The organism is Streptomyces sp. 5K101 (genome assembly GCF_046506645.1).
Lineage (GTDB): Bacteria > Actinomycetota > Actinomycetes > Streptomycetales > Streptomycetaceae > Streptomyces.
Genome location: NZ_JBKFFO010000006.1, coordinates 81,701 through 103,768 on the forward strand (window position 1 = coordinate 81,701; position 22,068 = coordinate 103,768).

At 71.2% G+C, this 22,068-nt stretch carries 28 protein-coding genes; 10 read left to right on the forward strand and 18 right to left on the reverse strand.

The features are described from left to right. Positions 1-70: 70 nt before the first annotated feature. From ACLB9X_RS13885 to ACLB9X_RS13895, 3 genes are all read left to right on the forward strand, one after another. Positions 71-511 carry a helix-turn-helix domain-containing protein gene (locus ACLB9X_RS13885; RefSeq protein ID WP_410360632.1) on the forward strand — a complete coding sequence of 147 codons (441 nt, stop codon included), beginning with the start codon at positions 71-73 and terminating at the stop codon, positions 509-511. 35 nt (positions 512-546) lie between these two features. After that, on the forward strand, positions 547-1,134 hold the full coding sequence (locus ACLB9X_RS13890) for a hypothetical protein (protein ID WP_410360633.1): 588 nt from the start codon (positions 547-549) through the stop codon (positions 1,132-1,134). A gap of 124 nt (positions 1,135-1,258) precedes the next feature. Beyond that, positions 1,259-1,594, forward strand: a complete 336-nt coding sequence (locus ACLB9X_RS13895) for a DUF2516 family protein (RefSeq protein WP_410360634.1) — start codon at positions 1,259-1,261, stop codon at positions 1,592-1,594. A 291-nt stretch (positions 1,595-1,885) separates the two neighbouring features. Here ACLB9X_RS13895 and ACLB9X_RS13900 read toward each other — a convergent pair whose 3' ends face one another. The 3 genes from ACLB9X_RS13900 to ACLB9X_RS13910 all read right to left on the reverse strand — a co-directional run bounded on the left by ACLB9X_RS13900 (position 1,886) and on the right by ACLB9X_RS13910 (position 5,640). Further along, on the reverse strand, positions 1,886-3,127 hold the full coding sequence (locus ACLB9X_RS13900; RefSeq protein ID WP_410360635.1) for a PP2C family protein-serine/threonine phosphatase: 1,242 nt from the start codon (positions 3,125-3,127) through the stop codon (positions 1,886-1,888). A 326-nt stretch (positions 3,128-3,453) separates the two neighbouring features. Next, positions 3,454-4,539 (reverse strand): C40 family peptidase, encoded by a 1,086-nt coding sequence (locus ACLB9X_RS13905; protein ID WP_410360636.1) that lies wholly within the window; start codon positions 4,537-4,539, stop codon positions 3,454-3,456. A gap of 315 nt (positions 4,540-4,854) precedes the next feature. Beyond that, positions 4,855-5,640: a class I SAM-dependent methyltransferase gene (locus ACLB9X_RS13910; RefSeq protein ID WP_410360637.1), complete on the reverse strand. Its 786-nt coding sequence runs from the start codon at positions 5,638-5,640 to the stop codon at positions 4,855-4,857. A gap of 215 nt (positions 5,641-5,855) precedes the next feature. Here ACLB9X_RS13910 and mshA point away from each other — a divergent pair, with 215 nt between their 5' ends. Then, positions 5,856-7,196 carry a D-inositol-3-phosphate glycosyltransferase gene (mshA, locus tag ACLB9X_RS13915; RefSeq protein WP_410360638.1) on the forward strand — a complete coding sequence of 447 codons (1,341 nt, stop codon included), beginning with the start codon at positions 5,856-5,858 and terminating at the stop codon, positions 7,194-7,196. A 14-nt stretch (positions 7,197-7,210) separates the two neighbouring features. Continuing rightward, a complete protein-coding gene (locus ACLB9X_RS13920; protein ID WP_410360639.1) occupies positions 7,211-7,711 on the forward strand; it encodes a YbjN domain-containing protein in 501 nt (166 codons plus the stop codon). Positions 7,712-7,897: 186 nt separating this feature from the next. Here the strand turns inward: ACLB9X_RS13920 and ACLB9X_RS13925 are convergent, their stop codons facing one another. Further along, entirely contained in the window at positions 7,898-9,169 is a 1,272-nt protein-coding gene (locus tag ACLB9X_RS13925) for an MDR family MFS transporter (protein WP_410360640.1), read from the reverse strand. Positions 9,170-9,324: 155 nt separating this feature from the next. On the opposite strand from ACLB9X_RS13925, the gene ACLB9X_RS13930 reads away from it, so the two are divergent. After that, positions 9,325-10,086: a phosphoglyceromutase gene (locus ACLB9X_RS13930; RefSeq protein WP_410360641.1), complete on the forward strand. Its 762-nt coding sequence runs from the start codon at positions 9,325-9,327 to the stop codon at positions 10,084-10,086. An 80-nt stretch (positions 10,087-10,166) separates the two neighbouring features. On the opposite strand, the gene ACLB9X_RS13935 is transcribed toward ACLB9X_RS13930, so the two are convergent. The 12 genes from ACLB9X_RS13935 to ACLB9X_RS13990 form a co-directional block, all read right to left on the reverse strand. After that, complete coding sequence (locus tag ACLB9X_RS13935) at positions 10,167-11,405, reverse strand: tyrosine-type recombinase/integrase (RefSeq protein ID WP_410360642.1); 1,239 nt, start codon at positions 11,403-11,405, stop codon at positions 10,167-10,169. Beyond that, the gene (locus tag ACLB9X_RS13940) at positions 11,405-11,599 is read right to left on the reverse strand and encodes a helix-turn-helix transcriptional regulator (protein ID WP_410360643.1); all 195 of its coding nucleotides are present in this window, start codon (positions 11,597-11,599) and stop codon (positions 11,405-11,407) included. The genes ACLB9X_RS13935 and ACLB9X_RS13940 overlap by 1 nt, the downstream gene beginning before the upstream one ends. Before the next feature lie 2 nt (positions 11,600-11,601). Next, complete coding sequence (repSA, locus tag ACLB9X_RS13945) at positions 11,602-12,975, reverse strand: replication initiator protein RepSA (protein WP_410360644.1); 1,374 nt, start codon at positions 12,973-12,975, stop codon at positions 11,602-11,604. Beyond that, positions 12,972-13,166: a hypothetical protein gene (locus ACLB9X_RS13950; RefSeq protein WP_410360645.1), complete on the reverse strand. Its 195-nt coding sequence runs from the start codon at positions 13,164-13,166 to the stop codon at positions 12,972-12,974. The genes repSA and ACLB9X_RS13950 overlap by 4 nt, the downstream gene beginning before the upstream one ends. A gap of 92 nt (positions 13,167-13,258) precedes the next feature. Further along, positions 13,259-13,576, reverse strand: a complete 318-nt coding sequence (locus ACLB9X_RS13955) for a SpdD-like protein (RefSeq protein ID WP_410360646.1) — start codon at positions 13,574-13,576, stop codon at positions 13,259-13,261. Positions 13,577-13,601: 25 nt separating this feature from the next. Then, entirely contained in the window at positions 13,602-13,757 is a 156-nt protein-coding gene (locus ACLB9X_RS13960) for a hypothetical protein (protein WP_262006109.1), read from the reverse strand. Between the two features lie 15 nt (positions 13,758-13,772). Then, positions 13,773-13,967, reverse strand: a complete 195-nt coding sequence (locus ACLB9X_RS13965; protein WP_410360647.1) for a mobile element transfer protein — start codon at positions 13,965-13,967, stop codon at positions 13,773-13,775. A 1-nt stretch (position 13,968) separates the two neighbouring features. Continuing rightward, the gene (locus tag ACLB9X_RS13970) at positions 13,969-14,163 is read right to left on the reverse strand and encodes a hypothetical protein (protein WP_410360648.1); all 195 of its coding nucleotides are present in this window, start codon (positions 14,161-14,163) and stop codon (positions 13,969-13,971) included. 20 nt (positions 14,164-14,183) lie between these two features. Continuing rightward, positions 14,184-14,849 carry a DUF2637 domain-containing protein gene (locus ACLB9X_RS13975; RefSeq protein WP_410360649.1) on the reverse strand — a complete coding sequence of 222 codons (666 nt, stop codon included), beginning with the start codon at positions 14,847-14,849 and terminating at the stop codon, positions 14,184-14,186. Between the two features lie 90 nt (positions 14,850-14,939). Next, positions 14,940-16,298 (reverse strand): FtsK/SpoIIIE domain-containing protein, encoded by a 1,359-nt coding sequence (locus tag ACLB9X_RS13980; RefSeq protein WP_410360650.1) that lies wholly within the window; start codon positions 16,296-16,298, stop codon positions 14,940-14,942. Between the two features lie 2 nt (positions 16,299-16,300). After that, on the reverse strand, positions 16,301-16,645 hold the full coding sequence (locus tag ACLB9X_RS13985) for a hypothetical protein (protein WP_410360651.1): 345 nt from the start codon (positions 16,643-16,645) through the stop codon (positions 16,301-16,303). Positions 16,646-16,783: 138 nt separating this feature from the next. Beyond that, positions 16,784-17,563, reverse strand: a complete 780-nt coding sequence (locus tag ACLB9X_RS13990; RefSeq protein ID WP_410360652.1) for a GntR family transcriptional regulator — start codon at positions 17,561-17,563, stop codon at positions 16,784-16,786. A gap of 18 nt (positions 17,564-17,581) precedes the next feature. Between ACLB9X_RS13990 and ACLB9X_RS13995 the strand changes: the two genes are divergently transcribed. The 4 genes from ACLB9X_RS13995 to ACLB9X_RS14010 all read left to right on the forward strand — a co-directional run bounded on the left by ACLB9X_RS13995 (position 17,582) and on the right by ACLB9X_RS14010 (position 20,030). Beyond that, positions 17,582-18,049, forward strand: a complete 468-nt coding sequence (locus ACLB9X_RS13995; protein WP_410360653.1) for an NUDIX hydrolase — start codon at positions 17,582-17,584, stop codon at positions 18,047-18,049. 20 nt (positions 18,050-18,069) lie between these two features. Next, positions 18,070-18,273 carry an e9imm peptide gene (locus tag ACLB9X_RS14000; protein WP_410360654.1) on the forward strand — a complete coding sequence of 68 codons (204 nt, stop codon included), beginning with the start codon at positions 18,070-18,072 and terminating at the stop codon, positions 18,271-18,273. Between the two features lie 516 nt (positions 18,274-18,789). Next, complete coding sequence (locus ACLB9X_RS14005) at positions 18,790-19,077, forward strand: DUF3303 family protein (RefSeq protein WP_410360655.1); 288 nt, start codon at positions 18,790-18,792, stop codon at positions 19,075-19,077. A 626-nt stretch (positions 19,078-19,703) separates the two neighbouring features. Next, complete coding sequence (locus ACLB9X_RS14010) at positions 19,704-20,030, forward strand: GYD domain-containing protein (RefSeq protein ID WP_410360895.1); 327 nt, start codon at positions 19,704-19,706, stop codon at positions 20,028-20,030. A 28-nt stretch (positions 20,031-20,058) separates the two neighbouring features. Here ACLB9X_RS14010 and ACLB9X_RS14015 read toward each other — a convergent pair whose 3' ends face one another. Together ACLB9X_RS14015 and phoU are read right to left on the reverse strand one after the other, a co-directional pair. Beyond that, entirely contained in the window at positions 20,059-20,742 is a 684-nt protein-coding gene (locus ACLB9X_RS14015) for a DUF899 family protein (RefSeq protein WP_410360656.1), read from the reverse strand. Positions 20,743-21,312: 570 nt separating this feature from the next. Next, the gene (gene phoU / locus ACLB9X_RS14020) at positions 21,313-21,990 is read right to left on the reverse strand and encodes a phosphate signaling complex protein PhoU (RefSeq protein ID WP_410360657.1); all 678 of its coding nucleotides are present in this window, start codon (positions 21,988-21,990) and stop codon (positions 21,313-21,315) included. Positions 21,991-22,068 lie beyond the last annotated feature (78 nt).

Consider the following 22,068-nt stretch of genomic DNA (forward strand, 5'->3'; position numbering starts at 1 on the left):
CGAGGTGGTGTGCGACACGCTTGCAAGCAGATGCTTGCAATTGTTAGCGCCTGTCGGGCACCATCGACGTATGGCATCACTCAACGTCGGCAACCTCGGTGACTACCTCCGTGAGCAGCGGCGCAACGCGCAGCTCTCGCTGCGGCAGCTCGCGGAAGCCGCCGGGGTGTCCAATCCGTATCTGAGCCAGATCGAGCGCGGACTGCGCAAGCCGAGCGCGGAAGTGCTCCAGCAGGTCGCCAAGGCCCTGCGGATCTCCGCCGAGACCCTCTACGTCCGGGCGGGGATCCTCGACGAGCAGGAGCGGGACGAACTGGAGACGCGTGCCGTCATCCTGGCCGACCCCTCGATCAACGAGCGGCAGAAGCAGGTTCTGCTGCAGATCTACGAGTCCTTCCGCAAGGAGAACGGGCTCGACAGCGCGAGCGGACCCGCGAGCGCACCCCAGGACACCACCGCTGACGGCCCCCGCACGGCCGGCGCGGGCGATGCCGATCCGAAGACCGACTGAGACGTACCGATCTGCCTTCCGGGAGGACGACAGTCATGGCCATCACCGATGACCTGCGCAAGACCCTCAGCGACCCGACTCCCCTCTACTTCGCCGCCGGCACCGCCGACCTCGCCGTGCAGCAGGCGAAGAAGGTGCCCGCGCTGCTCGAGCAGCTCGCGGCCGAGGCGCCGAGCCGCTTCGAGGCCGTGCGCAACACCGATCCCAAGGCCGTGCAGGAGAAGGTGACCGCGCAGGCCAAGGAGGCGCAGGCCACCGTGCAGGCCAAGGTCACCGAGGTGCTCGGCAACATCGACACCGACCTGAAGAAGCTCGGCGAGAGCGCCCAGGACCTCGCGCTGCGCGGTGTCGGCGTCGCCGCCGAGTACGCCGTCAAGGCGCGCGAGGCGTACGAGAAGGTCGCCGAGCACGGCGAGCAGACCGTGCGGGCCTGGCGCGGCGAGGCCGCCGAGGAGCTCACCGAGATCGCCGTGGCCGTCGAGCCGGAGCCCGCGCAGCCCGCCGGTCCGGCGCAGGACGCGAAGCCGTCCGAGGCCAAGGCCGAGGCCAGGAAGCCGGCCCCGGCGCGCAAGCCGGCCCCCCGCAAGGCCCCGGCGAAGAAGGCGACGCCTTCGGCCGAGTGACCTCAGGAGCACGGGCGCCGCGGCGATGCGGCGCCCGTGCCCGGCAGGCGCGTCGCCTCCAGGGTGGTGCCAGAGGTACCTTGGCCGCGAGGCGCCACAAACCACTGACTAGGCGGTGTTCGGGATGCTGGCTGACAACTTCGACTTCGGGCTCTGGATGATCACCAGGCTCGTCTTCCTCGTGACGTCCGTGACCGCCCTGGTCATGGCGGCTGTGGCCCGTGAGGACGCCTACCGGGCGGCGGACAAGAAGACGAAGTCCTTCTGGCTGATCATCCTCGGGGTCGCCGTCGCCGTGAACCTCTTCATCCCGATGCTGTTCCTGTCGATCGCCGGGCTGATCGCCGCGATCGTCTTCTTCGTGGACGTGCGCCCGGCGCTGGCGCAGGTGTCCGGCGGCGGCCGCCGCGGCGGATCCAGCAGCGACGGCCCGTACGGCCCGTACAACGGCGGCCGCTAGCGAGCCCGCCCCCGGCCGGCCGGCGCGGCGCGCCCCGGCCGGCGCTTCTCATGTGCGGGACGGGCCCTGGTCCCCGGCGGACCAGGGCCCGTCCGCGCTGCGCAGGGGCACGCCGCTGGTCCCGACGCAGGCCCCCGTGGCCGGGGAGCGCTTCCGCGGCATGACGCCTGGCGGGGCTGTGGTGGCGGTTTCGGCAAGACGGGCGTCGCGGACATCGGCCGCAGGCGCCTCCGCCGGGTGAGCGCCCCCGTCAGGCCCGTGGCGTGAGGCCCTCGCCCGGCGGCGTCACACTCAGGCGCGGGCGCCGCGGCTCAGGAGGAGGACCGCGACGTCGTCCGTCAGGTCGCCGCCGTTCAGGTCGCGTACCTCGCCGACCGCCGCCTCCAGCAGCGATTCGCCGTCCAGGCCCGCCGCCAGCTGGCGGTTGATCATCGCGACCATGCCGTCCTGGCCGAGGCGCTGCTTGGTGTCCGGGCCCTGGCGGCCCTCGATGAGGCCGTCCGTGTACATCATCAGGCTCCATGAGCCGCCCAGCTCCACCTGGCGGCGGGGCCAGCGGGCGCGTGGCAGCAGGCCCAGCGCCGGGCCGCCGTCGTCGTACGGCAGCAGCTGCGCGGCCCGGCCGCGGCGGGCGATCAGCGGGCTCGGGTGGCCGGCCAGGCAGAGCCCGGCCCGTCGACCGTCCGGCGCGATGTCCACCGTGCAGAGCGTCGCGAAGATCTCGTCGCTCTCCCGCTCGTGCTCCAGCACCTGCTGCAGCGTGGACAGCAGTTCGTCCCCGCACAGCCCCGCGAAGGTCAGCGCCCGCCAGGCGATGCGCAGCTCCACGCCGAGCGCCGCCTCGTCCGGCCCGTGGCCACAGACGTCGCCGATCATCGCGTGGACGGTGCCGTCGGGCGTGCGGACCGTGTCGTAGAAGTCGCCGCCGAGCAGCGCGCGTGAGCGCCCGGGGCGGTAGCGCGCGGCGAAGCGCAGGTCCGAGCCCTCCAGCAGGGGGGTGGGCAGCAGTCCGCGCTCCAGGCGGGCGTTCTCCTGCGCGCGCATGCGGGACTCGGCGAGCTTCACCTGGGCGGTGTCGGCGCGCTTGCGCTCCACCGCGTAGCGCACGGCGCGGCTCAGCAGCCGTCCGTCGAGTTCCTCGCGGACGAGGTGGTCCTGGGCGCCGACCCGTACCGCCTCGGCGGCCAGCCGGCTGTCGCCGGACCCGGTCAGGGCCAGCACCGCGTGGCGCGGCGCGAGGCGCAGGACGTGCTTGAGGGCGCCCAGCTCGTCGTCCGCGGTGCGGCCGGGCAGCGCGAGGTCGACGAGCACGCAGTGCACGTCGTCGGTGAGCAGTCGCTCGGCCTCGGTGAGATTCCGGGCCGTCCGGATACGCACGCGGGTGCCGGCCGCCTCGAGCAGCTCCGGGACGCTGATGGTGCCCGCAGGGTCGTCCTCGATGATCAGGAGCGTGAGGTCGCCGCCGCTGGTCGTCCCGCCGGGGGCGGTCTCCGCGACGGGGACTTTCCTCTGTCGCGGTACGGGTACGGGCATCGGTTCTGTTTCCTTCCCTCCCCCCGAGGGCGCGGCAGGGCGACGATCGACGTCCCGCCAGACCGGGACCATAGCGGTAGGCGGTGGCCGAACGGAATGCCGATCAACGAAGAGCCGGTGGCATATGCCGCGCATCGGGAGGTAGTTGCCGGGGGACCCATGACGAACATCACGCCGTCATGCCCCCGGCCACCCGTTTCGCCCCATGTGCCGGGTGGCGCACGTCACTTGTGCCGCGGGGCCGGTGTCCGGCGGGCGCCGCGGCCGTGCGGGCAGGGGACGCACATCACGCACCGCCCCCTCCTCGCCCCCAGGAGCGACCCACGTCACTTGTCCGGGCGTACGACTCCGAGGATGCTCATCGACCCGGCGCCGGCGACGGTGACGTTCCTTCCCGGGCGGGGGGCGTGGATGATCGCGCCGTCGCCGACGTACATCCCGACGTGGCTCGCGTCGTCGTGGTAGATGATCAGATCGCCGGGGCGCATGTCCTTGACGGCGATCCTGGGCAGCAGCCGCCACTGCTCCTGCGAGGTGCGCGGAATGCCGCGTCCGGCGGCCGCCCACGCCTGTGAGGTCAGCCCCGAGCAGTCGTACGACCCCGGGCCCTCGGCGCCCCACACGTACGGCTTGCCGAGCTGTGCGGTGGCGAACTCGACCGCCTTCCGGCCCTGTTCGCTCGCGCGGCCCTTGATCTCGTCGAGTATCCCCGAGTCGAGCCACTGGCTCTGGGCCTTGTACTGCGCCTGCTGTTCCAGCTGGAGGAGGTGCTGGAGCTCCTCCTTCTCCAGCTTGTCCTCGAGCTTCCTGGCCTCGGCGATCTTGGCTTTGATCTCCTTCTTGGCCTTCTCCTGCTTGAGCCTGTTGGCCTCGAGCCGCTCCCAGTGGGCGCTGGCGTCCTTGCTGTACGCGGCCAAGTCGGCCTGCGTCTGCGTCAGTTCCGCGATGAGGTCCTTCGTGGCCTTCTGGCCCTGCTGGATGCGGCCGACGCCGTCCAGGAACAGCTGCGGGTCGTCGACGAGCGCCAGCTGTGCCTCGGGCGGCAGGCCGCCGCCGCGGTACTGCGCGCGGGCGGCGGCGCCTGCGCGGTTCTTCAGGTCCTCGATGCGGGCCTGGCCCTTGGCCATCTCCTGGGCCAGCTTCACGATTTCGGCCGACTGCTTCTCGGTTCGCTCCTTGGCCAGGTTGTACGCGTCGGTGGCGGACGCGGCCTGGCGGTAGAGCGCGTCGATCTGCAGGCGCACCGCTTCCAGCGAGGCGTTCGGCGGGGGAGGGGCCATCGGGCCGGGCACCGTGACCGAGGCGGGCGGCTGCGGCTCCGGGGCTGCGAGCGCTTGGCCGGGGACCGCGAGCACGGTCAGTGCGCACACCAGGCTGATCGCTGCGGCAGTGGCACAGCGGCGTCGGTTCACGACTCCCCCTCCGGACGGGCGGCGCTGGTCAATCGTATGTGATTAACCGTCAGTAACTTGGATGCGACGTCGTGATGGTGTCATGGCGACCGCCAAAACGACAGGCCCGACCGGCACTTCGTACCCCGCGGATTTCCCCACCCCGGCGATGCCTGCCGCTCGTCCCCACCGTCACTACGAGCGGGCGCGTCCCGGTGTTCCCGTGGCCGGAACGTTCACCCGGCACGGTGGTCCGTTCACCGCAAACCAGGGCATGTTCGCCTGTTCTGCTGGTTTGCCCCGGTCGGCGGCGGACACCAGTGCGCCGCACGCGCCTCAGCCGTCGGCCGGCGCCAGGGCTTCCCACGCGACCGTGACCTCGCCCTGCCGCCACCGCCGCCGGTCGTCCCGTACGGGCCACTCGCCCGCCAGATCGCCGACCGCCCGGATCCAGCGCTGGCGCGCCCCCAGCGAGGCGTACGGCGCGGCCGCCGCCCAGGCGCGGTCGAAGTCCCGCAGGAACGCGTGCACCGGCTGGCCCGGGACGTTGCGGTGGATGAGCGCTTTCGGCAGCCGTTCGGCCAGGTCGGAGGGGCGTTCCAGCGAGCCGAGCCGGGTCGCGAACGTCACCGTGCGCGGCCCCTCGGGTCCGAGCGCCACCCAGACGTGGCGCCGCCCGATCTCGTCGCAGGTGCCCTCGACGAGCAGTCCGCCGGGCGCGAGCCGCCCGCAGAGCCGCGACCAGACCGCCGCGACCTCGTCCTCGTCGTACTGGCGCAGCACGTTGGCCGCCCGTATCAAGGTCGGCCGGTCCTGCGTCGGGACCTCGAACCCGCCGTGCCGGAAGGTGAGTCCGGCGCGTTCGTACGGCTTCGCGGCGGCGACGCGGGCGGGGTCGATCTCGATGCCGACGACCGCGCACCGCGGTTCGGCGGTACGCAGCCGGTGCAGCAGCTCCACGGCGGTCCAGGGGGCCGCCCCGTACCCGAGGTCGACGGCGACGGGGACGGCGGCGCTGCGGCGCAGGGCGGGGCCGTGCGTCGCGGCGATCCAGCGGTCCATGCGGCGGAGCCGGTTGGGGTTGGTCGTCCCGCGGGTCGCGGTCCCGACGGGGCGATTCATGTCACCGAGGGTAAGCGCTCAGGCCGCCCGCCGGTCGGCGGGCAGGGCGGCCTCGGCCGCCGAGGCCGCCCTGCCCCACCCCGCACCCGGCAAGAGGGTAATGATTTGGCAAAGTGACAGCGGTGCGGAAATGGAAGGGTGCGCTCCGCTGTTGTGGAGGCGTGCGGGAGCCCGAGCCCGCAGTTTGTCGTGCCCGCAGCGAGAGGACCGCCGACGTGAGCCAGTACGTCTCCCGCCTCGGCAGCAGCCGGATGGCGCCCCGCCTCCGGTTCCCCGGCGGCCACCGCAAGCCGCGCCGGGTCGCGATGCTCAGCGTCCACACCTCCCCGCTGCACCAGCCGGGCACGGGCGACGCGGGCGGGATGAACGTCTACATCGTCGAGCTCGCCAAGCGGCTCGCGGCCATCAACATCGAGGTCGAGATCTTCACCAGGGCCACCACCGGCGGCCTGCGGCCGGTCGTCGAGCTCGCCCCCGGCGTCCTCGTCCGGCACGTCGACGCGGGCCCGTACGAGGGCCTGGCCAAGGAGGACCTGCCGCCCCAGCTGTGCGCCTTCACGCACGGCGTCATGCGGGCGTGGGCGGGCCACCGGCCCGGCCACTACGACCTCGTCCACTCCCACTACTGGCTCTCCGGCCACGTCGGCTGGCTCGCCGCCGAACGCTGGGGCGTCCCCCTCGTCCACGCCATGCACACCATGGCCAAGGTCAAGAACGCCGCCCTCGCCGAGGGCGACACCCCCGAGCCCCCCTCCCGCGTCATCGGCGAGACCCAGATAGTGGGCGCCGCCGACCGGCTGATCGCCAACACGGCGGAGGAGGCCGACGAACTCGTCCGCTTCTACGACGCCGACCCGGCGAGGGTCGCCGTCGTCCACCCCGGCGTCAACCTCGACGTCTTCCGGCCGGACGACGGGCGGGCCGCCGCCCGGGCCAGGCTCGGGCTGCCGCAGGACGCGTTCATCCCGCTGTTCGCGGGCCGCATCCAGCCGCTCAAGGCCCCCGACGTCCTGCTGCGCGCCGTCGCGCTGCTGCTGGAGCGCGACCCGTCCCTGCGCCACCGCATCCATGTGCCCGTCGTCGGCGGCCCCAGCGGCAGCGGACTGGCCAAGCCGGAGGGGCTGCAGAAGCTCGCCGCCCGTCTCGGCATCGCGGACGTCGTCCACTTCCGGCCCCCGGTCGGGCAGGTGCATCTCGCGGACTGGTTCCGGGCCGCGTCCGTGCTGGTCATGCCGTCGTACAGCGAGTCGTTCGGACTGGTGGCGATCGAGGCCCAGGCGGCCGGCACCCCGGTCGTCGCGGCCGCGGTCGGCGGGCTGCCCGTGGCGGTGCGCGACGAGGAGACGGGCTTTCTGGTCCCCGGTCACGACCCCGCGCACTACGCGGACGTCCTGGCGGGCTTCGTGCGCGATCCGTCCCTGACCGACCGCATGGGCGGGGCCGCCGCCCGGCACGCGCAGTCCTTCGGCTGGGGCACGGCGGCGTCGGCGACGGCGGACGTGTACACGGCGGCGATGTACGAGCGCCGCCACCGCACGCGGGCCCATCACCACTGACGTACGCTCCCTGCATGGCTGACGCAGAGCGCGCGAAGCAGGTCATCGAGCAGACCCTGAAGGACGCGGAACTCGAATGGGAGAGCCCTGACGCGGGCTCGTACGTCGTCAAACTCCCCGGCACCCGCAAGCTGTCGACGACCTGTTCCCTCCTGGTCGGCAGGCACTCGCTGTCCGTCAACGCCTTCGTCATCCGCCACCCCGACGAGAACGACGCGGCCGTCCACCGCTGGCTGCTGGAGCGCAACCTCAAGCTGTACGGGGTCAGTTACGCCGTCGACCGGCTCGGCGACATCTACCTCGTCGGCAAACTGCCGCTGTCCGTGGTCACTCCCGAGGAGCTGGACCGGCTGCTCGGGACGATCCTGGAGGCTGCGGACGGCTCGTTCAACACCCTGCTCGAACTGGGCTTCGCGAGCGCGATCCGCCGCGAGTACGCGTGGCGCGTGTCGCGCGGCGAATCGACGCGCAACCTGGACGCGTTCACGAACCTGACCCAGCGGCCCGCCGACTGACGCCCGTCGGCTGCCCCGCCGACGCGCTCACCCACTCCTCCTGATCCACCGTCATTCCCGGGTGCACCTGCACCGGTGACGACCCGGCTCCGTCTGGGGTCCCGCTCGCGTCGGCACCCGTGTCGCTGGACGCGGACGCGGACGCGGACGCGGGCGCGGGTGCTCAGGGTGACTCGGGGCGAGACGTCAGGCGTCGACCGGCTCGGCCTTCTCGGAGGCGGTCTGCGCGGCCTCGGGCCGGGCGTTCTCGGCCAGCGCCCGGCGCAGCAGGAGCGTGTACCCGGCCGCCGCGACGCAGCCCACGACCGCGCAGCCGATCCACAACACGTCCGGGCCGGGGCCGTCGACCACCCAGCCGGCCAGGATCGGCGCGACGAAGCCGGCGACCGCCCAGGACATGCCCATCACACCCTGGTAGCGGCCGCGGGCGTGCTCGGGGGCCAGACGCGCGGTCGCGGCCGCGTTGGTCGGCACGTGCACCATTTCGCCGACGGTCCACACCACCACGGTCGCCGCGAACAGCAGGGGTGTACCGGCCAGTGCCGTGACACCCGTACCGGCGGCGAAGAGCAGCGAGGAGACGGTGAGCAGCGCGGCCGGCGAACGCTTGTCGGTGATCTTGTTGACCAGCAGCTGGAACGCGACGATCACCACCCCGTTGACCGCGATCACCATGCCGTACGCGTCGGCCGACAGGCCCTCGTCCGCCATGGTCAGCGGCAGGCCCACCCAGGGGGCGGTGAAGATCAGGCAGACGAGCAGGTTGAGCAGAACCAGCGTCCTGAACGGCGCGTCCTTCAGGACGTCGAGCACGGTCATGCGCTCGTCCTGCGGGGTGCCCGGGGCGGTGTCGGACCGCTTCTCGGGGCGGGTCTCGGGCAGCCGCAGGAAGACGATCAGCGCACACAGGGCGGTGGCGAGGGCGTCGACGACGAACAGCGTCCGGTAGCCGAGGAAGATCGCGGCACCGCCGCCGAGGGCGGCGATGGCGAAGCCGAGGTTGAGTGCCCAGTAGTTCAGCGCGTAGGCCCGGCGCAGCCCGGACTCGGGCACGAGGTCGGCGATGGTGGCGCTGATCGCGGGCCGTACGGCCTGCATCGCCACGCCCATCAGCAGCACCACGACCGCGATGCCCCAGGCGCTGGTCACCATGGCGAGCGCGGCGGCGCAGCTGCCGCCGGCCAGGTGCGTCGCGATCATCGTGGGCCGCCGGCCCCACCGGTCGGTGAGCATGCCGCCCAGCGGCGACCCCGCGATGCCGCCGAGTCCGTGCAGCGCGACGACGAGTCCCGCGTACCAGGCGGAGTAGCCCAGCTCCTGGGTCAGATACAGAGAGAGGAAGGTGAGGACGAAGGCGCCGGTGCGGTTCACCAGCGTCGAGGTCCACAGCCACCAGAAGCCCCCGGGCAGCCCCGAGACGGTCCCGCGCAACGCGCGTCTGAACGAGGCGACGGACATGGCGGAGACCCCCGGGTGTGTAAGCAGCTCAAGCGGCATACGTAACTTACTGAGCCGCCCCTTCGGGTCGCCACTCATTTGACGGCAACCGTCGATCGAGTCCGCTCCTCGGGCACCGGCGCGACGTGCGCGCGGTGTCGATTAGGCTCGGGCACATGGCCGACGCACCGTACAAGCTGATCCTCCTCCGCCACGGCGAGAGCGAATGGAACGCGAAGAACCTGTTCACCGGCTGGGTGGACGTCAACCTCACGGAGAAGGGCGAGAAGGAGGCAGTCCGCGGCGGTGAGCTGCTCAAGGACGCCGGCCTGCTCCCCGACGTGGTGCACACCTCGCTCCAGAAGCGGGCCATCCGCACCGCCCAGCTCGCGCTGGAGGCCGCGGACCGCCACTGGATCCCGGTCCACCGCACCTGGCGTCTGAACGAGCGCCACTACGGCGCGCTGCAGGGCAAGGACAAGGCCCAGACGCTGGCCGAGTTCGGCGAGGAGCAGTTCATGCTCTGGCGCCGCTCGTACGACACCCCGCCGCCGGTCCTCGCCGACGACAACGAGTTCTCGCAGGCGAACGACGCCCGCTACCAGACGATCCCGAGCGAGCTGCGCCCGCGCACCGAGTGCCTCAAGGACGTCGTCGAGCGCATGCTGCCGTACTGGTACGACGGCATCGTCCCCGACCTGCTGACCGGCCGCACGGTCCTGATCGCCGCCCACGGCAACAGCCTGCGCGCGCTGGTCAAGCACCTCGACGGCATCTCCGACGCCGACATCGCGGGCCTGAACATCCCGACGGGCATCCCGCTGGTCTACGAGCTCGACGCCGACTTCAACCCGATCACCCCGGGCGGCACCTACCTCGACCCGGACGCGGCGGCGGCGGCGATCGAGGCCGTGAAGAACCAGGGCAAGAAGAAGTAAGCACGCGCGAATAAGCCCCCTGCCTGCGGTTTCTCCGCTGGGAGGGGGCTTATTGCTGCCCTTGGGCCGTCGCTGGGCCGTCAGGTGCTTGATCGGGCCGTCTCGAAGATGGCGGCGACAGCCTTGCGGGTGCGCTCCTGACTGGACGGCATCAGGTGCGCGTAGACGCGGAGCGTCAGGCCGGGGTCGGAGTGGCCGAGGTACTCGGCGAGCGCCTTGATGTTCTCGCCCGCGTCCAGGAGGACCGAGGCGTAGAAGTGGCGCAGTGCGTGCATGCCGTTTTCGCGGGACTCGGCGAAAGGCCGACCGCGCTCCGGGAACGGGATGACCCCGGCCGCGGCGAGGGCGGGTTTCCACGCTTCCTCGTTCAGGGACGTGCGCCAGACGTGGCCACCGCGCGGGGCCATGAAGACGAGCCGCTTCGTGACCATCGGCCCGCCCGCTACCTTCCACGGCAGGGTGATCTCGACCGGCCGGAACTGCTTCATGTGGGCGCGGAGAGCGTCAGCCACCGGGCCGGGCAGCGGCACATCCCGGAGCTTGCCGCCCTTGGGCGGGGCGAACACCGGCTTGCTGCGGCTCAGCTTGAGCTGCTGGACCACATGCAGCGTGTCGGAGTCGAAGTCGATGGCGTCGACAGCGACGCCCAGGATCTCGCCCTGGCGAAGCCCACAGCCGCCGCCAAGATCCACCATGGCCTGGTAGCGCTCAGGCATGGCGGCGCGCACGGCGAAGACCCGTTCCGGCGTCCACGGGGTCACGCGCTTGATGTCTACGACCGGGGCCCGGACGGAGCGGGCCGCGCACGGGTTCCGGGGGAGGTGGCCATCGTCCACGGCCGCGCTCAGAGCGGCGCGGACGTTGGAGTAGATCGTCCTGGCGTAGGAGCCACGGACGCCGTTCTCCTGCAGCTGCCGCACCCAGTCGCGGATGTGCGCAGGCTGGAAGGAGCCGAGCGGGCGCGTTCCCAGGTACGGGAAGGCATGCAACCGGAGCTGCGACTCCATGGAGGCCTGTGTGTTCGGGTCGGCTCCCTGAGTGGTGACCCACCGTTCGGCGTACTGCTGGAAGGTGATCCGGGCCGAGCGCGGGTCGATGTACTGCCCGCGAGCCATGTCCGCTTCGATGTGGGCGAGCCACTGGTCAGCGAGCCGCTTCTGCTTGTCGGGGAAGCTTTTCGACTTCTCCGTACCGTCCGGGCCGACGTACCGAGCGCGGTAGCGCAGGCCGATTCCGTAGCGGTCGGTCTTGACCTTGCGCGTCTTGCCGTCCGGGCCGGTCTCGGTCCGGTACCAGCGGTCTTGGATGTGCCCGGCCATCAGGCGGCAGCCCCTTCCATCAGGGACTCGACCCAGGCGCGCACGTCGGCGGGGTCGTAGCGCAAGTGCCGGCCGACGCGGAAGCCACGGGGCCCGGTGCGCTTGCGACGCCACTGGTAGACGGTCTCGACGGGCACGCCCAGGAGGTCAGCGACATCGAGCGGGGTCAGATACCGGTCAGGCAGAGCGCGCATGGTCACCACTCCTTCTCGTCGGGCAGCGCGGCGAGGGCTTCGCGGGCGGTCTCGCGGTTGAGTCGGATGTCGCGGGCGATCGAGGCGGCGAGGGCGGATTCGCCGGGGGTGTGGCCGTGCCCGGCGTACTGCCAGGAGGCGAGGACGAGCACGGTGTCCGGGTCGCCGAGGGCGTCGTGCTCCTGGGCGGCGCGGTAGTCGGCGCGGATCTGCCGGAGGGCGCCGAGGGTGGTGGAGTAGCGGCGGGATTTGGTGGAGAAGTGGCCGCGGAAGCCGAGCATGTGGGCCCAGGCGGCGAGCTTGCGGTCGGGGTAGAGCGAGGCGAGGTCGAGGCAGGCCTCGATAAGGCGGCGGGGGTGGTCGGGCACGTCCAGGAGGTCGAGCACTTCCCGGTTCCCGATGCGGCGGTCCAGGCTGCCGGTCGACTCGGCCGCTTTGGTGGCGTACTTGGCGACGTAGGCGGCGACGGCCTGTTCGGTGATGTCGGAGCCGTCTCCGAACGCCTTGATGGGTCGGATGTCGAGTTGGCGGCCCCAGCGGAACGGCCGGCAGGGCTGGTCCCCGGCGGCCGGGACGGTGATCGAGGTGTAGGAGTGGGCGACCGCCGCGCGGATGGAGTCGTCGAGCAGCTGCACGCTCGCCCACGACGGGGGCGGGGTGTCGGGGCCGTCGGGTCCGTCGAGGCGGATCACGGCATGGAAGTGGATCGCGCCCCGTTTCTGGAACTCGGCGACCTTGCCGTACGAGACGCGCAGCACGTCTTTGAGTTCGCGTTGGGTGAGTCCGGCGCGGGCGGCGATCTCGCGGCGCAGGCGGGTGGTGAAGCGCTGCCAGAGCTGCCCGGCGTGGTTGTTGAACAGGACCGTCCCGGCGTAGTCGTAGGTGGCCGGGTCGAGTGCGGTGCCCAGGGCGGGGTCGTCCTCGCCGTGGCGGGTGCCGCAGCGGCAGACGCCACGGTCGGGCCGGTTGTGCACGGGCCCGAACGACGGGGCGGTGAGGGTGGCGAAGACCCGGGGGTGGTCGCGGACGGTGGCGGGGATGTCCTTGGACTCGTCTCCTGCCAGGCCCGCGCGGATGAGGTGGTAGGTGTCTCCGGCGTAGGTGTAGGCGCAGGCGGGGCAGCGGGAGGCGCGACGGTTGCCGCAGGCGACGCGGAGCCGTCCGTCCGGCTCGGTGTCGGTCGAGTAGCGGCGCAGGGTCTCGCCGGTGGTCTTGTCCTTAGCGAGGGTCCAGCCGGTGAGGTGGATGGGGTCGGAGCAGCCGCCGGTGCGGTGGATCTGGTCTTTCCAGCGGTCGAAGCCGGGGGACCCGGCCACCCGGAGGACATCGTCCAGGGTGACCGGGTCCAGCCCCGCCGCAGTGGCGGTGTTCGTCACGCGGCCACCTCGATGCGGGCGGGGATCGGCCGGCGGGCGGGGCGGGTGCCGGTGCCGTGGCAGGCCGGGCAGTGGACGGTGATGGTGCGCAAGTTGCCGTGCCGGTCGCGGCCGCCGAGGGTGACGCGGGCGGTGGGGAAGCCGTCGCAGTGTGAGCAGACCCGCGCGGCGTGGGTGGTGGGCTGGGCCATGATGGATGTTCCTTCCGGATCGTTTGGTTCGGGCAGGGGCACGGCTCCCGGGGCGGGCGAGACTTGGCGGTTGAGGCCGCCCCGGGGGCAGGTCAGCGGCGCTTGTGCTCGGAGGCGATCAGGGAGCGGACGACGAGCGCGCAGACGGCGACCGAGGCCGCGGTGACGGCGACCGCGAGGAGCATGGAGACCAGGACCGCGCCGACGACCAGGACGACGGCGGTGCCGCCGCCGACGAGGGCGAGTGCGGTGCCGGGGGTGAGCTGGACCGTGGGCCGGGCCGGTGCCGCCGGGGCGACAGGAGCCGGGGCCGGGGCGGGGGTGTGCTGGACGATCGCGGTCGGCTCGACGGCGGGCGGGGTGACGATGCCGGTCGGAATCGGCATGGTCGGGACCTTCGGACGGAGCATGAGTGGTTCTCCCTTCTGTGGAGCGCTACTTGACGGCGGTGTCGATGACGGGCGCGAGCAGGCTGTCCGCGAGGAGGTAGCCGCCGAGGAGGAGCACGGCGACGAGCCACCAGGGCGGGCGGATGAGCTTGATGCCGAGGGCGCCGACGACGATCAGGGCGAGCCAGAGCGGAACGTCCATGGCGGTTTCTCCCGTTCAGTCGGTGATGCGGCAGCGGTGGGTGCGGGCGGCGAGCTGAGCGGCCGAGGAGCTGGAGAAGTCGGCGGACCAGCCGCAGCGGTCGGCGGTGCAGACGGCGGCGTGCTTGGTGCGCCCGTTGCGGTCGCGGTGGGTGCCGATCTGTACGGGGCCGATCCGCATGACGGAGTGGAAGTGGTCGTGGGCGGGCATGTCAGTCGCTCTCCGTTCGGGTGGTCGTCGGGTCGGGGTAGGTGGCGCGGATACCGGCGGCGGTGGCGGGGTCGGTGGTGCGCTGGGCGGCTTCCTCGGCGAGCAGGTGGGCGAGGTAGGGCCGGTCGGCGGCGGTCATCTCGCGGGCGCTGTCGAGGTAGTCGGCGGCGGTCAGGTCGGCCGGGTCACGGCTCATCGGGGTTTCTCCCTTCGAGGTCAGGCGAGTTGGGCGGCGATGGCGTCGGCCATCGGGGCCGGGACGCCGAGGCGGGCGCGCAGCGTGTCGGTGTCGATCGGCGAGCCGGTACGGGCGCGGTGGTCGTCGGCGACCTTGCGGGCGTGGTAGACCAGCGCGGCCGGGACCGGCAGAGCCGGGGCGGGAGCAGGCTCGGCCGCTGCGGGCAGGGCCGGGGCAGGCTCCGGCTCGGCGACGGGAACCGGCTCGGGTGCGGCCTCCGGTTCGGCCGGCACAACCTCGACCGGCTCAGGCTCAGGCTCTGGCTCGGGGTCATGGTCGGTCGCGGCCGGTGAGTGGGCGAGGAGGGTGCCGCCGAGGAAGGCGAGCGCGGGCCATCCAGCGATGCCGAAGCGCAGCCAGGCGGGCGGGTGCTGGAGGTCAAGGAATCCGGCGGTGGCGACGTTCGCACCGAGCGAGGCGACGAGGGCGATCAGGAACCAGCACCACGCGAGCCGGGACGGGCCGTCGTTGCGCAGGCGACGCCAGGCAGCCACCAGGAGCAGGTCGACACTGACCGGGTAGGCCCATGCCTTCCAGCCGGTCTGTCCGGCAGCGGCGGCGAGGTCGTGCAGGTGGGCGAAGGACAGGGCCCCGGCGATCACGGCTTGCACCAGGACGGCGTCGACGCGGAGTGAGCGGGTCATGTCTTCACCTCCTTTGCAGGGCGTTTTGGGCATGGCGGGGGTAGGGAGTTGGCGCGAGGCGGTCGCGCCGACCGGGGTGCGGGGCGGGGCTCAGGCGGAGGCGGGTGCCTCGGCCGGGGCCGGGATCTTGACGAGCGGGACCGTGGGCGGCAGCTCGGGCCGGAAGGCGGCGAGGCCGGGCAGTTCCGGGGTGCGGTGGGCGTGCCGGTTGCAGGCGTTGACGGCCTGGCGCATCGAGGTGTGCGGAGTGCGGATGCGGGCCCAGCCGCCGGTCGAGTCGCCGGTGACGGCGAGGCCGGGGGTGTCGGTCGGGATGGAGATGGCGGCCAGGACGGCGTCGGGGGCGATGTCGCCGAAGGCCATATTCGCGGACGTTTCGTCGTTGACGCGGTGGGCGGTGCGGGCGGTGAGCTGGGCGCGGAGCATGGTGATGCCCTTGCCGAGTTCGGAGCCGAAGCGCTGCCCGCAGATCTCCAGATAGATGCCGGCGGCGCGGCCGAGCTGGGCGAGCCGGGCGAGCGCGGTGATGATGCGGTCCCGGCGCTTTTCCTCTTCCTTCGTGGCGAACAGGGCGAGTTCGGCCACCTCGTCGACGAGCAGGACGATCGGGGTCGGACGCAGGTGGTCGGGCAGGTCCCAGATGTCGGCGGCGATCTCCGCATCCGGCACGTCTGCGGTGATGCGTTGCTCGGCCCGGATCAGCTGATAGACGCCCTCCATGTGCGTCACGAGCGCGTCGAGGAGGTCGGCGGCGGTGTCGGGGTTGTCGGCCAGCGCGGAGAACCGGCGGGCCAGCGGGAACAGCTCCACTCCCTGCTTGCAGTCGATGCCGACCAAGGTGACATCCTGCGCGGCGAGTTCGGCGACCAGGTTGCGCTGGTAGACGGACTTGCCGGACTTCGTGGCACCCACGGTCAGGGCGTGCGGGGTGGTGCGGTAGTCGCGGTAGTGCACGGCACCGTCCTCGCGTAGCGCGACGGGGACCCGCATCGGCACACGCTCGACCTTGGCAGGCATCTGTACTCGGGCCAGGACGTCGTAGCCGGTCATCCGCAGCTCGACCACGCCCGAGCGGATCTCCCGTGAGGTGACGCCGTACATCGCGAACGAGTGCCGCAGCCGGTCACACGAAGCGGCCACGTCGAAGGCGTCCTGACCGGGCCGCAGCCCCAGCCGCAGGACCAGGCCGGTGCGGGTCGGGCGGAGCCGCAGGATGCGCGGCGCACGCGACTCGGGAGCCGGGCGGCCTGCCATCCGGGCGACGGCGAGCCGCCAGCGCGGCGGCGGGACGGTCAGCCCGCACGCTTCCATGACCGAGCCGTAGCGGACCAGGACCCGCAGCGTCGCGAGGGTGACGCCGAAGGTCAGCCAGTACCAGGCGGGGCGCCGCCACCGCAGGAGACCCGCGACGGCGACGACCACCAGCAGCGCGACCGTGAAGCCGGTCATGATCAGGCCGCCTTCGGCTTCGTGGCGCCCTCGACCAGCGACGTGACGGCGACCGCACGGAAGGCGATGCCGTGGCGGCCGTCCCGCTCCCACGGCCGGGCGACCAGGCCGGTCAGCGCGACCGGGGTCCCCATCGTCAGCTCACCGGAGATGCCGGTCTCGGGGACGGTCACGGCCAGGAGTTCCACGGTGTCGCTGGCCGCGAACATCACGTTCACGGTCATCAGCGGCGTACCGGTCTCGACGTCGACGGCGAGCTCACCGGTACGACGGTCCTTCACCTTGGGCTGCGGGGGCTGGGCCACCATCACGGAGGCGGCGGAGGTGTCGACGGGGATCTGACGCACAGAGATCACTCCTCTAGAAGTGCTGGACTCCGTCACTCATGTACATAAGTGATACGAAGAAGAGTGCATGACTCCTATACATGAGTCAACCCGCCAGGGCGAAGAAGTCCTGGCGGGTTGAAAGGAGTTGAGTGGGCGTCAGTCTGCCGCGGGGATGCGGTACTCGAAAACGAACTGGTCAGCGGCCATGAGGGTGTCGCAGACCTCCACCACGCGCCCGGTGTCCGTAACCGCGTTGCGGAGGAGGTGCACGACGGGTGCGCCGGGGCTCAGCGCTAGTTCGGATGCCTCAGCCTTGGCGGCCGGGCGCGCTGTCAGCGTCTCGACGAACTCGGCGAAGGTGTGGCCGTCGTCCTCCAGGCGGGCGTAGATGCCGCCGGGGCCGGGGTTCTCGGCGAACAGTTCGGGGATGTCCTTGACCACGTCCCACGGCAGGTATGACGTGGCCGTTTCCACCGGGACGCCGTTGCGGAAGTAGAGGCGTCGCCGGGCGAGGACCTGAGTGCCGGCAGAGATGCCGAGCCGGTCGGCGATGTCCTCCGGTGCCTCCATCGGGCCGATGTACAGAACGCTCACCTTGGCCGTGGCACCCGACTGTGCCGACTCGGCGAGATACGCGGCCTTGCCTCCGCGGCGATGTGAGGCGCGGAACCGGTCGGACGAGCGCAGCCGTACGGGCGGCCGGTCCTTCACGATCGAACCCTTGCCGTGGCGGGTGTCGACGAGCCCGCTGGCCCGGACCTCCACCATGGCTTTGCGGATTGTGCCGCCGGAAACGCCGTAGCGCTCCACCAGCTCGGATTCACTCGGCACCAGGTCGCCGGGCTTCAGGACACCGGCCCGGATCTGCTGAACGATCTCGTCGGCGATCTGAACGTACCGAGGTACGGCCCTCCCACCTCCTACGGCTGTTCCCATAGTCCTTCTCACTCTCCTATGCTCCTGTACATGAGTAACGGGACCGCGGGAACAAAGTCAACGCCACTGCACTCCGTGTCCGTGGCGGGAGCAGTCGTGCGTGAGGACGGGCGACTCCTGGCGATCCGGCGGGCGGACAACGGGACCTGGGAGTTGCCCGGCGGTGTGCTCGAACTCACTGAAGCCCCGGAAGAGGGCGTAGCCCGCGAGGTCTGGGAAGAGACCGGGATCCGGGTCGAGGTGGACGAGCTGACCGGGGTCTACAAGAACACGACGCGCGGCATCGTAGCCCTCGTGTTCCGGTGCAAGCCGTCCGGCGGCGTCGAGCGAACCTCGGCCGAATCGACGGCAGTTGACTGGCTCACTCCCGACGAGGTCTCGGAGCGCATGGCCGAGGTCTACGCGATCAGGCTCCTGGATGCGCTCGATGGCAACGGCCCTCATGTCCGAAGCCACGACGGACGCCAACTGATTGTGACGCGGTGAGCGTGGACACCCCGCGGAGCATGAGTCGCGACGAGGCGATCCCTCTTGTGCAACGCCTCATGGACGGCGACGTCGAGGAAGATGAGGGGTACGAGATCATCACCACCCTTGAGCGCGGACTCGTGTGCCCTCACGTCGGTGACTACATCTTCTGGTCCGACCCGGAGTTGACGGCCGAGCAGGTCGTCGATCGAGCGTTGGCGTACAAGCCGATCGCTCTCTGAGGGGCCAGGGGGGCGCGGTAAGAGTTTCCCTACTCGATCAAGGCGCATCCGCCGCGCACAGCGCGGCGGCGCGCGGCCCGACGGCTCGGGCCGCGCTCCTGTCTTCGCCCCGCTCTGGCCCGGCCGCCGGCCGCACGCCAACGGCGAAGGGTTGATGAGGGGGTTAACCCCTCTGTGGCTGGGGCGGTCGGCTCCACGGCTTTAGGCAGCCACCATGGGGCGAGCCTCGAAGATCGGGGGCCCACATCGGGCTTTAGCGGGCAGGTCCAGAGACTGCCCGAGTCGCGGGAAGCTTACGGGCCCCCGATCTCTCGCCCCATGGCAGCTCCCGCCCAAAGCCGCTCCCGCCGACCTCGTAGATGTCTGCGCGTAGCGACGTCACCTCTCCCTTGACGTCACGTAGGCGTAGGAAATGTTGCGGACAGTGATCAGCGAGGTGAAGCTGAGCGGGATGCACCGGATCCCAGCGAGCGCGGACGGAACCGCGCAGGTCGCGGTGCGCGAGGAGAGCGTGCGATGCGGATGATGATGAAGGCCCGCATGGACACCCAGATGTCGAATCAGGTGACGAAGGGCGGAGCGATGCCCGAGTCGCTGAAGTCAACCATCGAGCGGCTGAAGCCGGAGGCCGCCTACTTCACCCCTGAGGGTGGGCGCTCCATGATTCTCGTATTCGACATGCAGGACAGCTCGCAGTTGCCCTCCATCGCCGATCCGTTCTTCCAGGAGATGGGCGCGGAGGTCACATTCGAGCCGGTCATGAACCTCGACGATTTGCAGAAGGGCCTTGCTGCCCTGAAGTAGCAGAGCTGATCTCAGCGACCGCATGATGAAGGCCCCCTGTGGTCGGGCTGTACAGCAGTGAAGTACCGCAACCCCAGCAACCGCCACCGTCCGGTACCGTCCCTCCAGGGCCTCGTAGCGGCCGGTATGGCCGTCGCTGACCGATCTGGCTAGAGCTACGGATCAGAAGGTGCGCCATGGTACGGCCCTGCTTTCTGGGCCGTCCCTGGGCCGTCCGAGGTCGCTCGACAGTGGCCAATGACGACCGACGTCGACCACCAGGCGTACGTTTGCGCTGTCCCTGACCAGCAAAAACCCAGCTCCCCAAGATTCCCGGCAAGACCCAGGGCAAGAAGAAGTAACCAGGCACGAAGGAGCCCCCTGTCTGCTGTTTCTGAGCAGGGAGGGGGCTTCTCGCTGCCCGCGGGCCGTCAGGTGCTTCGGCGCGCCGTTCGGCGTACTGCTCGAAGGTGATCCGAGCCGAGCGCGGGTCGATGTACTGGCCGCGTGCCATGTCGCGGGTCGAGTCGCTCACCGGCAGTCGCCATTCCGGTCATCGTCCCCGGCCATTCGGGGACACGCGGGCGGCCTGGGCGGCGTTTTCCACCCCGCGGGGGCATCCCTTGGTGGGACGAAAGGGAGACATGATGCCGCTCTATCTGTCGAGGTTCAGCTACACGCCGGAGACCTGGGCGAGACTGATCAGCCACCCCGAGGACCGCGCAAAGGCCGCTCAGTCGTACATCGAGTCCGTCGGCGGCAAGCTCCACGGCTTCTGGTACGCGTTCGGCACCCGCGACGGCTACAACCTGTGGGAGGCCCCCGACAACGTCTCCATGGCCGCGGTCGCCCTGGCGATCAGCGGAGGCGGCGCACTCAGCTCGTTCGAGACGACCGTTCTCCTGACCATCGACGAAACCATGGATGCGCTGCGCAAAGCCGGGCAGGTCCAGTACCGGGCCCCCGGCGCGTAGCGGTCCGGACGTACCGCCGGTCCGCGGGTCAGTAGTCGAGGCTCGGGTACCAGTCGCCGCGGCCCTGCGGGGTCAGGTCGAGGAGGTGCCAGACGGGGGCCAGGAGGTCGATGCCGCGCTCGTCGATGTCGTCGGCCATGCGTGGGTGGGCCGAGTAGAAGTGGCGGACCGTGCCGTCGCCGTCGCGGGAGAACACGGAGACGGTGGAGTCCTGTTCGCCGTCCTTGTCCTCGCTGCCCAGGTCGTACTTGAACGTGCTGTCGCCGCAGCTCAGGAGCCGTAGCCGGTGCCAGCCCCGGTTCCGGGAGTGCTGCCGGAGGGTCGGCACGTCGGCGGCCGCGGCGATCGCGAGGTCGGCGTTGCGGGCGATGTGGTGGGCGATCGCGTTGAAGCCGTCGATCCACAGGGTGCACATCGGGCAGGGGGCCGTCTGCAGCTTGCCGTACATGAAGTGGTAGACGATCAGCGGGCGGTCCGGCGCGGTGAACAACTCGCTCAGGGTGACCTTGCGGACCGGTGTGTCGTCGGCGTCGAGGTCGGCGGGGCCCTCGAGGAAGACGTAGTCGTCGACGGGTGGCCCTTGCGGAAGTGCCCGTCGCTGGGCCGCGACCCTTTCGCGGTGGCGCATCAGGTCGATCTCGGCCCTGCGCAGCTCTTCGCGGGCTTCGAGGTAGTCCGCCGATTCGCCGGCCAGTCTGGTGTGCCGCAGCATCGCGTCCTCCTGGGGTGGCCGTCCCCCCGTTCCCGGTCCGCCTCACGAACCCCCGTTCCCGAACCGGTCCTTCGAGTCTATGGCGGCTCCCTGGCCGGCCGACACTCGAGCCGCGGCCCGGCTCTGTGCCGATCCGCGCGTGGATGGGGGGACTCAGCCCCTTACGGAGGCGGCCCCGCGCCGCCTTCCGCGCTCAGGGACGCCGAAGGTCCCGCCCCCCTTCTCGCAGGGCAGGACCTTCGGCCGCGTGCCGTCCGCCGCTACCCGCAGCAGCCGCCGCACTGGCACGGCGCGCCCGACTGGCAGCCGCAGCCGCAGCCCGAGCCGCAGCCGCAGGCGCCGAGGACGGGCAGAAAGACTACTTCGACGCAGCTCGCTTCCTGCGGGGATTCGGGCTTGGGGGACTCGGCCATGGACGCCTCCTCATGGCGCGCGCTGCCGGGCGCGCGCATCACCGGCATACGGACATGCCGCCTTCGACCATTGCACGCCCGGCAGGCCCGGCGCATCAACGGCGCATGTGCGCAAGCGCCCCCCAATGCGCCGTCGGATGCCGCCACACGCCCTCGACTACGCGCCCTCGACGGCGGTCTGCTGCTGGAGCTCGTCCGCGTACTCGCCCGTCACCAGGTACACCACGCGCTTGGCCACCGACACCGCGTGGTCGGCGAAGCGCTCGTAGTAGCGGCCGAGCAGCGTCACGTCCACGGCCGTCTCGATGCCGTGCTTCCAGCGGTCGTCCATCAGGTGCTGGAAGAGCGTGCGGTGCAGCAGGTCCATCTCGTCGTCGTCCTGCTCCAGCTGGAGCGCCAGGTCGACGTCCTTGGTGATGATGACCTCCGCCGCCTTCGCCATCAGGCGCTGCGCCAGCTGACCCATCTGCAGAATCGTCGCGTGCAGGTCGTTCGGCACCGCGCGGTCCGGGAAGCGCAGCCGCGCCAGCTTCGCCACGTGCTGCGCGAGGTCGCCCGAGCGCTCGAGGTCGGCGCTCATCCGCAGCGAGGTCACCACGATCCGCAGATCCGTCGCGACCGGCTGCTGCCGGGCCAGCAGGGCGATCGCCCGCGCCTCCAGGTCGTGCTGGAGGTCGTCGACCTTCTGGTCGGCGGCGATCACGTTCTCGGCCAGCTTGAGGTCGGCGTCGAGCATGGCCGTCGTGGCGCGCCCGATCGCCGACCCGACCAGCCGGGCCATCTCGACCAGGCCCTCGCCGATCGAGTCCAGTTCCTCGTGGTACGCGTCACGCATTGGGTGTCCCTCTCTTGATGCGACCGGGGTCCGGGTGGGGGGTCCGAACCCCCACGCTCCCACGTTCGGCCCCTTAGT